The sequence below is a fragment of the Neobacillus piezotolerans genome, assembly GCF_003362805.1.
In the GTDB taxonomy this organism is placed as follows: Bacteria; Bacillota; Bacilli; order Bacillales; family Cytobacillaceae; genus Bacillus_D; species Bacillus_D piezotolerans.
In genome coordinates, this window is the sequence record NZ_QNQT01000003.1 from 196,970 (window position 1) to 209,567 (window position 12,598).

The window sequence follows — 12,598 nt, forward strand, 5'->3', positions numbered from 1 at the left end:
AAACAAAAAATCGTTACAAGGAGGAACAATTTATGGGCCTTTATCATTTCCTCGTCCTGGTACACGTCATAGCCGCCATCGTCGGAATCGGTGCAACTTTCGCCCTGCCCGCCATCGCCAACAAGCCGAAAACCCCCGCGCAGGCGCAATTTACATTCGGCATCCTCGCCAGAATCGAGAAAATCGCCAAAATTGGCAGTATCACCCTCCTCCTGACCGGACTCATTTTAGGGTTTTTGGAACCGAAACTTTTCAAGGAATTCTGGTACATCGCCTCCATCGTCATCTACATCGCCGTCCAGCCAATCGTCGCCGGCATCCTGCCGAAAAAAATCAAACAGCAAAAACAAATCCTCGAGGCTCACACAGGCGATGGCCTGCCCGAAGCGTACCTCACCATCGCCAGGCAAATGGACCGCCTCAACCAAATCACCCACGCCGCCGCCATCATCCTCATCATCCTAATGGTCGTCAAGCCCTTCTAGCTTTTTTGGGGAAAATGGGCCCATGCCACCTGTATTTGTCCACGCCGGGTTACTGCGCTCTGGCAGGTTGCAGTTGGACCCGAATAACGCAGAAAACAGACGGACCCTGGCTTCTATTTTTCTATTATGTTTAAAAACAGGTTAATGAAGGCCAGGCATGCTATTTCCGCGGAGCTCTGTTGCCGGACTAGAACAAAGAGCCAGCCCCCGTGAATTGACGGTGGCTGGCTCTGATATTGCTTACGATAGGAGTTTTTTAGAAGTTTTCATTACAAAACATGTCGAGTTCCTTTAAATTGGATATCCGCTACCCTACGCCTATACTCCAACGCCAGCCTTCAAAAATTCACGAATCCTGCCGGCCGCCTCAGCGAGCCTTTCCGCCGGTTGGACGAGGGCGATCCGGACGTACCCCTCGCCCTTATTGCCGAATGCACTGCCTGGTACGACCGCAACGCCGGCGTTGTCCAGCAGCTGGAATGCAAAATCGTGGGAAGTCCAGCCTTCCGGGATTTTCGCCCAGACAAACATCGTGGCCGGGGACGATTGTACTTGCCAGCCGCTCTGGTTCAGGCCTTCAATCAGCGTGTCCCGGCGATGTTCGTAGATTTTCACCCGCCCGGCAAGGTCAGCGTAGTCCGATGTGAGCGCCGCGACGGCCGCTTTTTGGATCGGCAGGAAAATGCCATAGTCGATGTGCGACTTGAACGCAGCGAGGATGCTGATTGCCTGCTCATTCCCGACCGCGTAGCCAATCCGGCATCCCGCCATGTTGAACGTTTTCGAAAGGGAGTTAAACTCGATGCCTACCTCTTTCGCCCCCTCGACTGACATAAAGCTGATCTGTGGATGGCTGTCAAAAATCAGTTCGGAATAGGCAAAATCGTGAAGGACGAGAATCTCATGTTCTTTCGCAAACGCGACGACTTTTTCAAAGAAGGGCCTGTCCGCCAAAGCGGGAACGGGATTCCCCGGATAGCTGAGAATCATTAGCTTCGCTTTCGCCAGTACTTCCGCCGGGATGTCCTCGAGCACAGGGAGGAAGCCGTTTTCCTCAAGGAGCGGCATCGGGTAAACCTCGGCGCCGGCAATTGTCACGCTCGCCTCATAAATCGGGTAACCCGGGTCCGGCACAAGCACATAATCCCCAGGATTCACTAGCGCAAGCGCCAAATGCGACAGCCCGTCCTGCGAACCCATCAGCTGCAAAACTTCTTTCTCCGCAATAATATCCACGTTATAGCGCTGCTTGTAAAAATAGCTCACCGCCTCACTGAATTCCGCGGTCCCCGTCAACGTATAGCCATAATTCATCGGGTCGCTTGCATACTTCGCAATCGTCTCCGTAACGAGCGGGGACGGTGGCAAATCAGGGCTTCCGACACTCAGGTCAATGACATCGACCCCCTGTTTTATGAGCTCCTGCTTGCGGCTCGCCAAAGCATGAAAAATTCCAGATGGCAGCTTTTCCAAAATCGTCGATTGTGTAATCTTCATATGCAGCTCTCCTTAATATGGAAATTTATTAGTGGAAAATAAGCCCCGAATGGGCAGTTTAGCGAATTTTTAAAATTATTTTTACAGTATAACACAGGATGTTTCTGGCGACCGCTAAAAATTGCAGAAGATGTTGTGGATAATTTCTCCATAGAGGAGGATTTGGAGTTGGAGATGGATTTGGGGAAAATAAACGTTCATGCATCCCTCGATTAACCTCACTGCAATTGCAGTTCATCGTTGGTGAGCCTAATCGGCTGATGGATGGCATAAAGACCGTTTAAACTTCGGACGCCCTTCAAAATGGGTCTTACAGGGGATTTAACTTTCATTCTCAGCCCAGACAGCCATGGGAATCGCTTATGCCTCCAGAGACTGAACACTTTACTTTTTTTACAAAAGAAAGCGCATGGAACCGCGGTCCATGCGCAAGCCTTCATCCTCAATCACTCAGTCCTGTACCCGTTCGGATTGAGCGTTTGCCACTTCCAGCCGTCCCTGCACATTTCATCGATGCCGCGAGCGGCGGACCAGCCAAGTTCCGACTGCGCCTTTGACGGGTCCGCATAGCAAATGGCGGCGTCGCCGGGCCTGCGGTCGACAAACCGGTATGGAATCCGTACTCCCGAAGCTTTTTCGAACGAAGCGACGAGTTCCAGGACGCTGCATCCCGTCCCGGTTCCAAGATTATAAGCCTCCACTCCCGTAGATGTGAAAACCTTCTCCAGTGCTTTAAGGTGTCCCCGCGCCAAATCAACAATGTGGATATAATCCCTGATGCCGGTTCCGTCGGCTGTCGGGTAGTCGTTGCCAAACACTTCGAGCTCATCCAATTTTCCCGCTGCCACCCGGCTGATGTACGGCATAAGATTTGCTGGCGCGGCGCCGTTCGGGTCCTCGCCGATCAAACCGCTTGGATGCGCCCCGATTGGATTAAAGTAACGCAGCAGCGCAATGCTCCATTCCCGGTCAGCCGCGTGAACGTCCTGCAAAATCCTTTCGACCATCAGCTTTGTCCTGCCGTATGGATTGGCGGCATGCAGTCTCGATTTCTCTGAAATTGGAACGCATTCCGGATTGCCGTACACGGTAGCGGATGAGCTGAAAACGAGGCTTTTCACCCCGTGTTTTTCCATGAGCGCCAGGAGGTTCAGAGTACCGGAAACATTGTTTTTATAATAATGAAGCGGCTCGCGGACGGATTCCCCGACTGCTTTTAACCCGGCAAAATGGATCACCGCTTCGATTGGGTGGGTCAGAAAAACCTCCTCCAGCTGCCCGGTCCGATTGAGGTCCGCACCGTAAAACACAAATTCCTTCCCGCTAATCTCCCGGATTCTTTTTAAAACCCCAGGATTGCTGTTGGAAAAATTGTCGACAACCACGAGTTCGTACCCCGCATCCAGCAGTTCCACACACGTATGGCTTCCGATAAAGCCGGCCCCGCCTGTAATTAAAATCGCCACCGATTTCCCCCCAAAACCAAATTACCTAAGTATATTCAGGCAGGAACAGGGCCATTCTTATAAACTAGTGCAGGTTGGATTTTTTATCCAAATCACGGACGAAAATCAACTGTTTTGCCGGCAACGAGGACTTATTTTACCAGCGGGAATCATAGCCCGGGCGGCTGCACAATAAACTTTATCAGTACGGCCATCCGTGTGGCTGAAAATGTCTGAAGGACTGATGAAAATGGCGGGAACGAAAGAAAAACGGCTTATGCTCATAGCGCTTGGATGCTTGGTCGCCTTATTCCTGGCGGGCGGAGGATATGCCTTTACGGTTTACCATTCCATATCGAAGGCGACCGATAAAATGCATACACCGATTAAACGTGTGAAATCACCGAAACGAATCGAACTGGTTACCTTGGAGAAGCAGCAACCGATCTCCGTCCTCCTGCTTGGCGTCGACGAGCGCGAGGGCGACCGCGGCCGGACCGACAGCATGATCGTGCTGACTATAAACCCCAGCCTCGGATCCGTGAAAATGGTCAGTATTCCAAGGGACACGCGGACGGTGATAGCCGGGAGGGGCGCGGAGGATAAAATCAACCATGCCTACGCGTTCGGCGGCGTTGAAATGGCGATGGAAACGGTCGAAGGTTTTCTCGATATCCCCATTGATTACTATGTAAAAGTGAATATGGAAGGTTTCAGTGGGCTGGTGGATGCGGTTGGCGGAGTCACCGTCACGAATCCGTTCGAATTCACGTATGGCGAAGACCTTTTTTCAAAAGGGGAAATCACGCTCGACGGAGAGTCGGCGCTGAACTATTCAAGGATGCGCTATGAGGACCCGAGGGGGGACTTTGGGCGGCAGGAAAGGCAGCGCGCGATTATCAAAGCCGTCCTTGACAAAGGCGCATCCCTCCCGTCGCTGGCCAATTTCGATAAAATTTTCGCCGAACTGGGCCGATCGATAAAAACAAATTTGTCATTTGAACAGATGGTCGGAATAGCCAGAAACTACAAAGATGCCGCAAAAAACATCGAGCAGCTGGAGCTGAACGGAACGGGAACAAAAATCAACGCCATCTACTACTACCTTGTTACCGATGAGGAAAGACAGCGCGTGCAAGCAGAACTCAAACAGCACCTTGAACTATAAGGCAGGCGCAGTGAATTATTGTTTTTTATGCGTTTTGGCTTGTTGGTTGACATCGTTGCGTTGGGGGATGGCACCCCATTTTGTTTGGGCGGCTTGAATCACAAAAATGCTTGGTTACTGTCCAAACATGGGGCACCTTTGGACACCGAACCACAAAAATGCTTGGTTACTGTCCAAACATGGGGCACCTTTGGACACCGAACCACATAAATGCAGGGTTACTGTCCAAACATGAGGTAATTTTGGACACCAAACCACAAAAATGCTAGGTTACTGTCCAAACATTTGGGGATTTTCCAACACCCAAGTGGTGCTTCAGCCACTGTTCGTATTTTGTTTATGTATCCGACAAAATTCGGGTAGTGACAGGCACTGTTCGTATTTTGGCACTGTTTGTATTTCACATTCAACTCAAAAAAAACGGGGCGGACAGCATAAACTGTCCGCCCCGTCCCTAACAAAATTTCAATAAAAGTTCGCGATGCATTTGACGGCATCGAGCTTCTCTTTGCTTGGTGTTTCGTATGCTATTTTTTTCAGGTCGCGCTTGACGTAGAGCCCGCCTCCGACGCTGAGTTCGCCTTCCCTAAAGGCGTAAATTTTGTACGGTAGACCTTTTTTAAGCATCCCCACAGTCTTGCCGTCCTTCGTCAAAAGCTCCGTATCCTGCAGGATAGTCAGACGGCCAAGCAGGCCCGGCGTAAGTTCCCACTTATACTTCTCCCAGTATATTTTCTGGCCCTTATTGTACTTCAAACATGGAGTACAGACAGGCTTCGTCACGTACGCGGATGAAATGTACCCAACTTTGTTATCCAATGTCCTGACCGGAATCCAGACAAACTGGTTAGGTTTTGCTGAAGTATCGTATTCAACCTCTCCGGTAATCGTCAATGCTGAGAATTTCCCAAGTGGTTTTACGACAGTGGGACCGGTCGCAGGCCCTGGCCTTAATGAAGCACCGTCAATCGTCGTCGCAATCTTTTCCCCTTTTTTATAAAAATACGCGGATGGATGCGCCGGCCCAATAATCTCATAGGCCATCGTCGGGAACTTTATGTTATCCGTACTTTCCGAATTGTAATCAAAATCACTCACCTTGAACTTAGGCTTTACCAATTTGCCGCCAAGCAGGCTGTCGTTTTCAATATTCCTGAACACCCTTTCCTGGTAGGCATCGGGGTACGGCACGCCCTTCCTCGTAATCGGGCTGTTCACCGGCTTCGTTCCATTGTACGCCATGACCGCGAAATACCAGCTCTCGATGTCACGCCGATTGGTGTTCGTTATTTTCGGAATATCCGTCCTGGTGTACATGTACGCCAGAACCTCGACTCCTTTTTCAATATTGTAATAAACATCCGTTTGCAGTCGCTCCTGGTCGTATTTAGCCTTGTTCGTAATCTGCATGATGCCGATTCCGCCATCCAAGGAAATAATCGGGTTCCCGTCCACATCGAACTGCTCCCATTTTCCGTTTTCCTGGCTGGCGACTCCCTTCACCACTTCAGGCGGTACATCCGCCGCAATCGCCGCGCTCGTCAACAGGCAGTTCATATGCTGGAAGGACGGGTTCTCATTCGGCTTCAGCGCGCCAAACTTCGAGCACTTCGAGGCCCAGCCCGGCTCAGCAGCGGAAGCATTTTCATGATAGAATCCAAGGGCAAGTAGTGTCAGGACCGCGGCTTTCAATATTGTTTTCAACTCGTCACTGCTCCAATCTTTTAATCTCGCAAAACTATCTCTCACTCTATCATACTTGAAAGTCTCCAAAAAAACACATTTTTTCCATATATGGCCCTAGGTTACTTCCTCCGAAGCTTCCCAACATCTTCTTTTAAAATCTTATTTTCTTTTATTAACACGTTCTCGATATAAGAATAATCTTTGAAAATCACGTCCAAAAACGCATCGACATCCGCCGGGTCATACCCTCTAACCAGCTTTCGTTTAAATTCCTTATCTTGAATATCCCGGCCGCTTATTAAAAGATTTGTATCACCTTTTTGTTGAACTCCGGGAAGTTCTCTTTCTAAAAGAATATCAAGCACACCCTTCGAATACGAGTAGGTAAGGAGAATTAATTCCCCCGCCGGCCCCGCCATCGTCAATTCAACAACAGAAATAACGTCGCCCGTCTCCACTGCCACGCTTTGAGTGTAAACGCTCGTCGCGGAAAACCCCTGCCCCCGCTTCTTTTCATAAGCTTTAGCCAGTTTCGGATATGTCCCGGTCGCCAAATCCAACATCTCCTGAATCACATGTAAACCTCCTAGAAATCTCTTAGTTCGTCTCTTTACTCGTATCATTGCACAGCTTTATTCCCAGCTGCCACTGGAAAATAAAACCAACTCCCTTGGTGAATCAAACCTACGTTTCTCAGAAACTACACAATAATATCCACAATAAAAGCGGCCCATCATCAGGACCGCCCGCCAATATATTCAAAACCCTAACTGTTTCATTTGTCCAAAAAACCAACCACAATTTAATCCTCATAAGCAACCAAATGATCATAAACAAACCAGCCTGCCTTTGTTTTGACAAAACAAATCATCGTCGTTTGGTTGCCGCTCATTTCATCAAGATGATATTGTGAAACGAACAAATACTCCACGCCATCCTTCTGGTAGCGCGTCACCGCCGGCTTCTTCGGATTGTACTTCAGCTCCCAATCGAGAGGATACAGCGCCAGCCCCCAAATCTCCGTCTCAATCACATGGTACAGCTGATTTCCGCGGCTGTCCTTCCCATCCGTCCGGAACTGCTGCTTAAAATAGCGGTCCACGAACTTACGGGTGAACGCCTGCTCCATAATCGCGTAAACCTGCGCCTTCGTGTAGCTCTTCTCCCACGAAACCCGCTGAATGGCGTCCGCCCTGTCCGCAATCTTTCGCGCTTCCGCCTCGGCCATCGGCATGTAAATCCGTAAATAATCGTCCGAAACGTACCCCGTCCGTTTCCCGAATTTAATCTGCACCCAGCCGTTCTTCACCCCGGCAACAGGCACGCTCGCCTTATTCTTTAGCGACCCAATCCTCTTGTACTTAACCCCAGGCCCGCTCCTCACATTCAGCACCCCGCTCTTGATCTCTACCACACCCGTCTGCCCCGCCGCCGCGACCTCCGGCTTGCCCAATGATGGCGCAAAAAGCCCCAAAACCAAAATCGCCAACACCAACCATTTTAAAACCGCTTTTTTGAAAATTGGCCAACGCCCCCATTCCCACGCCGGGACCTCCGCCCCGAACGCCTCTTTTTCTATTCCCATACCCTCACCATATGCAAAAAACACAAAAATGAGAAAATCGTTCCATTGGTGAATGAGCTCTTTATTTTTTTTAAAAAACGAACTTGATTTTCGGTTGGCGGAAAATTTATTGCCAATTATGGGAATTTGGTTTGGTGATAGATTTGCATTGAAGCAAAGACGAGGAAAACAATGCGGTTACAGGGAAACGATCCGAGTTAGTGGACTCTCCTCGAGGGTATGACCCTTTTCCTGCCCTTAGGAGGTAAATCTATTAATTCAAGGACAACTGCAATAAATCCTCCAGTCAGCCAAATAAAGATTCATACAAAAAATTTGCATTTCATCCTTTATTATGGCAAGGAAAATCAATTAATTCGTCGAAAAAAGAAGGAATTTACTGAATATTGTAGAAATTAGGTTGGGAAACGATATTTTAAAAGGGGGATGTATTGATGAGGATGTTGGTTTCTTTTTTTAACCGCATTATGCAGCGGTATTTGCCCGACCCATTTTTGTTTGTTGTGATTTTAACGTTCGTGGTGTTCGGCCTTGGGCTAATTTTTACAGACAACGGGCCGTACCAGATGGTGCAGCACTGGGGCACTGGTTTCTGGAGCCTGCTGGCCTTTTCGATGCAGATGGTCCTTGTCCTCGTGACTGGCCACGTTCTGGCAAGCAGCCATATTTTTAAAAAGGGATTGGGCGCGCTCGCATCGACCGCAAAATCGCCTGGCCAGGCAATCCTGATTGTTAGCTTGGTTTCCATGATTGCCAGCTTGATTAACTGGGGGTTCGGCCTCGTTATCGGAGCCCTATTTGCAAAGGAGCTTGCCCGCAAGGTTAAAAACGTTGATTACCGGCTGTTAATCGCAAGCGCTTACAGCGGGTTTGTTGTCTGGCATGGCGGGATTTCCGGCTCAATTCCACTCACAATCGCGACTCCTGGGCATTTTTCCGAAAAAATGATTGGCGTCATCCCGACCGACCAGACGATTTTCGCAGCCTTCAACCTGGTTATCGTCGCGGCGCTGTTGGTTGTCCTGCCTTTCGTCAACCGGATCATGATGCCGGCAAAGGACGAAACCGTCACCGTCGACCCTGCCCTCCTTGAGGAACCGGCCTATGCCGCTGCCATTGAAGCGGGTGCAATGACCCCGGCCGACCGCTTGGAAAACAGTCGTATCATTTCGTTCTTAATCGGGATTTTCGGACTCGTTTTTCTATTCTACTATTTCATAACGAACGGCTTCAAACTCAATCTTGATATCGTCAACTTCCTGTTCCTGTTCCTCGGAATCCTTTTCCACGGAACACCGAAGAAGTTCCTTGAGGCGGTCATCAATGCCGTGAAAGGAGCGAGCGGCATTATCGTCCAGTTCCCGTTCTACGCCGGAATCATGGGCATGATGACAGCATCTGGCCTTGCAGCCGTTATGTCAAAAGGCTTCGTGGCCATTTCCAATGAATACACATTCCACTTCTTTACATTCCTTAGCGCCGGGCTCGTGAACTTCTTTGTCCCGTCAGGCGGAGGACAGTGGGCAGTCCAAGCCCCTGTCATGCTCGAAGCCGCGCAGGCCATGAACGTCTCCATCCCGAAAACCGCCATGGCCGTAGCATGGGGCGACGCATGGACAAACCTGATCCAGCCATTCTGGGCGCTCCCTGCCCTCGCCATCGCCGGCCTGAAGGCAAAAGACATCATGGGCTACTGCGTCCTGACCCTCATTGCCAGCGGCGTGATCATATCGCTCGGATTTTTGATCTTCTAGCAGCATAGAGTTAACTTGCTGAATTTTTTCCGAATATACTTGTGGCAATCTGTTTACTTGAAAGCCTTGATGGACACTGTTTAATTTCATAATAAAATGCAAGAGGATGGCATTAGCGGCCATCCTTTTCTTTGTCCGGAGTACTTATCATGCCCTTTCCATTTCCAGAAAAGAAGGAAATCTTTCTGTTTCTTGAGTTTTTAAAAAGGAAAATAATTTCCTTGACAGAGGGGCTTGGTTTCCAGCATAATGACAATTAAAACTTTGGAAAATTCAAAAAATGTATAGAGCAGTTACGATTTTGATATTCAAAACTGTATTATGCAGAGCGTTGACTAAGGCCAGTAGATGGAATACGGCGATAGAGAGCGGTGCCCACCGGCTGAAAGGTACCGCAGCCCCCTGTCCCATTGAACCTACCTTATGAGCTGCCAGGCAAACCTGGCCGCGTGTCCGGCGATACTGGATTTGAGTGAGCCTTTTTGTGTACAAAGATGGGCGTAGCGCGAGATTTGTTGTCTTCGTGCGTTGTCCGCTTTTCCCACAAAAAGGGTCAATAAAGGTGGTACCACGGAAGAATGGCCTTTCGTCCTTTGCGGATGAAGGGCCTTTTTGTATTTTTCGATGGATTTAGTGCACTGGATATCGGCGATTTGTAGATTTTAAACACACGGCTTGAGGCGATTTGTTGATTCCGGAAAGCGGGCTTGAAGCGTTTTTTGGATTTTAGGAAAGCGCTATTGAGGCGATTTGTGGATTTCGGAAAGTGGGCAGGCGGTTATTTTAAAAAAGGAGGCGGTTCCGATGAGGAAGGTTGTGTTTGTTGGCGCGGGTTCGATGGCGGAGGCGCTGATTGCGAGGATTTCAGCGAATGGGATTGTGAAGAACGGGGATATTTGGGTGACGAATAGACGTGATGGGGAGCGGCTCAACGATTTGCGGGAGCGATATGGCGTGACGGCTACGTACGATAAAGAAGCGTTGATCAAGGGGGCCGATGCGGTGGTTTTGGCGATGAAGCCGAAGGACGCTGTGGCCGGGCTAGAGAGCGTGATGCCGTATTTGACTGGGAAGATGCTGATCATTTCGGTGATAGCTGGGCTGTCGATCGGGACGATTGAAGGATTGGTGGATAAAGAACTCGCGATTGCACGGGCAATGCCGAATACGTCGGCGGCAATTGGAAAATCGGCTACAGGCCTCGCCTTCAACTCGTATGTTACCGGAGAGCAAGCCGCCCAGGCAAAGGCGCTGTTTGAAACCGTCGGGCTAGCCGCGTTTGTCGAAGAAAGCCAGCTTGACGCTGTGACCGGATTGTCAGGCAGCGGCCCGGCGTATATTTACTATCTGGTCGAAGCGATGGAGTACAGTGCTTTGGAAATCGGGCTCGAACGGGATTTGGCGAAGGATCTCATCGTCCAGACGCTGCTCGGTGCGGCGGAAATGCTGCGGACTTCCGAAAAGCCGTCCCGCCAGCTGCGGCATGAGGTCACGAGCCCGGGCGGCACAACCGAAGCTGGCATCCGGGTGCTGGAAAACAATCAGGTTCATGACTCGATGATTCAATGTATCTTGGAAGCCACTGCCCATTCCAAAAAACTCGGCAGCATGATCAGCCGCCAATTTGAGGCTGGATGAGTGAAGTTGTGGATCATTCGGTTTTGAAAGAAACGCGGACGGGGATGGCGCTTCATTCGGTTTTTGAAAGATGCGGTAACGAATTCGTGGTCCATTGAGTGCGGAATCGGTTTTATCTTGGCTTAGACGCGGGTTCGACGCTTCCGCCTCAAAAAATCAGGCTCGACAGCCGATAGCGCCGCGAGCCCCTTTCCATTAACTTAGTTACCGGTTTCTTCTAATAATCCCTTAATGATTTTCATGTCCTCTTCGTACTCGACTTGATTGTCGTACACGTTCTCATAAACTACTGGCCCGGCAGACGTTTCGAGTTCGAGCTGCACGATTAGGTTTTGGCTGGCGCCGGTCGTGCTGTCTTCATCACCGATTGCCATCCCGTCGGGGCGAATTTCCTTTTCGTTAAAACGGATAACTGGTTTCCCTTCTGTCCCCTGGACATGAGAAACAAATTCAGGTAGCGATACATTGTTCGCCATGGAATCACCTCTTTTTACGTTTACCTTTCTATCATTCAGCTGAAACGTCAAAATTATGTCTGCTTTCTTTTACTCCGTCCAAAAGCTGACTTTTTAACAGTTGGGGTTGACTTAGGCCCCGGCAATATTGCTTTTTCTTCTCCTCCAGCTGGCCGGGATAATACGTTAAAATGCTTTCCATGTTCATAAATTTACGCGGAGTGAGATTTTGATATTTATAAATCCGAAAACTGCTCCAAGGATAATTTTCCGGTTTCCTCGTCATTCCCCCAGCGACCGGATTGAGATGGATATAATGGCTGACCTTGAGCATCCCTTCTTCCCCATAAATATTTTTCGCATAATAACGCTTTTCATAAACATGGCCACTAAGCTTGTATTTGGTGTTGTAATAATTCGCATAGTGCTTATTAATTAGTGCCATCAATTTTGAAAATGGGATTTGGGGCGAGCGGATTTGCAGGTGGTAATGCGTTGTCATGAGGCAATAAGAGGAGATTTCAAACGGGTATCTTTCATGGAGCTTCTGAAGAATATGTAGGAAAACCTCAAAGTCGGTGGCATTGCGGAAAAGCGGATCCCGCCGGTTTCCCCGGCACACAACATGATAAAAATCATCCGGCACCCAGAGTCGCTTCTTACGAGGCATATAATTCCCTCCTGAACTTCTGTTGACTTGAGATGGTTATTGCAATGTAAAAATAGAATTCTTCATCTGGCATAGAACACCCTCCAAATTTGTTATCGTTGTTTTTTAAGGATATAAGATTGTTTGAAGAGGAAACGGGAAATTTAGGAGACCGCTTGGGAGAAAAGAGGTGAAATAACGCTGAAGTGCTGTTTGTGGCGCTGGCTTTTGGACAA

At 49.2% G+C, this 12,598-nt stretch carries 11 protein-coding genes; 4 read left to right on the forward strand and 7 right to left on the reverse strand.

The window, feature by feature from the left end; translation table 11 throughout:
• Positions 1 to 32 precede the first annotated feature (32 nt).
• Positions 33 to 485, forward strand: a complete 453-nt coding sequence (locus DRW41_RS10005; protein ID WP_115451847.1) for a DUF2269 family protein — start codon at positions 33 to 35, stop codon at positions 483 to 485.
• Between the two features lie 318 nt (positions 486 to 803).
• Here the strand turns inward: DRW41_RS10005 and DRW41_RS10010 are convergent, their stop codons facing one another.
• Positions 804 to 1,982: an LL-diaminopimelate aminotransferase gene (locus DRW41_RS10010; RefSeq protein WP_115451848.1), complete on the reverse strand. Its 1,179-nt coding sequence runs from the start codon at positions 1,980 to 1,982 to the stop codon at positions 804 to 806.
• Between the two features lie 446 nt (positions 1,983 to 2,428).
• A complete protein-coding gene (gene galE, locus DRW41_RS10015; protein WP_115451849.1) occupies positions 2,429 to 3,448 on the reverse strand; it encodes a UDP-glucose 4-epimerase GalE in 1,020 nt (339 codons plus the stop codon).
• 223 nt (positions 3,449 to 3,671) lie between these two features.
• Between galE and DRW41_RS10020 the strand changes: the two genes are divergently transcribed.
• On the forward strand, positions 3,672 to 4,595 hold the full coding sequence (locus DRW41_RS10020) for an LCP family glycopolymer transferase (RefSeq protein WP_115452060.1): 924 nt from the start codon (positions 3,672 to 3,674) through the stop codon (positions 4,593 to 4,595).
• Positions 4,596 to 5,060: 465 nt separating this feature from the next.
• On the opposite strand, the gene DRW41_RS10025 is transcribed toward DRW41_RS10020, so the two are convergent.
• The 3 genes from DRW41_RS10025 to DRW41_RS10035 form a co-directional block, all read right to left on the reverse strand.
• Positions 5,061 to 6,344: a transglycosylase SLT domain-containing protein gene (locus DRW41_RS10025; protein ID WP_181884492.1), complete on the reverse strand. Its 1,284-nt coding sequence runs from the start codon at positions 6,342 to 6,344 to the stop codon at positions 5,061 to 5,063.
• A 56-nt stretch (positions 6,345 to 6,400) separates the two neighbouring features.
• Complete coding sequence (locus DRW41_RS10030; protein WP_181884493.1) at positions 6,401 to 6,856, reverse strand: DivIVA domain-containing protein; 456 nt, start codon at positions 6,854 to 6,856, stop codon at positions 6,401 to 6,403.
• 227 nt (positions 6,857 to 7,083) lie between these two features.
• Positions 7,084 to 7,890, reverse strand: a complete 807-nt coding sequence (locus DRW41_RS10035) for an SH3 domain-containing protein (RefSeq protein WP_181884494.1) — start codon at positions 7,888 to 7,890, stop codon at positions 7,084 to 7,086.
• A 410-nt stretch (positions 7,891 to 8,300) separates the two neighbouring features.
• Between DRW41_RS10035 and DRW41_RS10040 the strand changes: the two genes are divergently transcribed.
• Together DRW41_RS10040 and proC are read left to right on the forward strand one after the other, a co-directional pair.
• Complete coding sequence (locus tag DRW41_RS10040; protein WP_115451852.1) at positions 8,301 to 9,620, forward strand: short-chain fatty acid transporter; 1,320 nt, start codon at positions 8,301 to 8,303, stop codon at positions 9,618 to 9,620.
• 804 nt (positions 9,621 to 10,424) lie between these two features.
• Positions 10,425 to 11,258 (forward strand): pyrroline-5-carboxylate reductase, encoded by an 834-nt coding sequence (gene proC / locus DRW41_RS10045; RefSeq protein WP_115451853.1) that lies wholly within the window; start codon positions 10,425 to 10,427, stop codon positions 11,256 to 11,258.
• 200 nt (positions 11,259 to 11,458) lie between these two features.
• Here the strand turns inward: proC and DRW41_RS10050 are convergent, their stop codons facing one another.
• Both DRW41_RS10050 and DRW41_RS10055 read right to left on the reverse strand, forming a co-directional pair.
• Positions 11,459 to 11,734, reverse strand: coding sequence for a hypothetical protein (locus tag DRW41_RS10050; RefSeq protein ID WP_115451854.1), 276 nt, complete (start codon positions 11,732 to 11,734; stop codon positions 11,459 to 11,461).
• A 31-nt stretch (positions 11,735 to 11,765) separates the two neighbouring features.
• A complete protein-coding gene (locus tag DRW41_RS10055; protein WP_245959402.1) occupies positions 11,766 to 12,383 on the reverse strand; it encodes a transposase in 618 nt (205 codons plus the stop codon).
• Positions 12,384 to 12,598 lie beyond the last annotated feature (215 nt).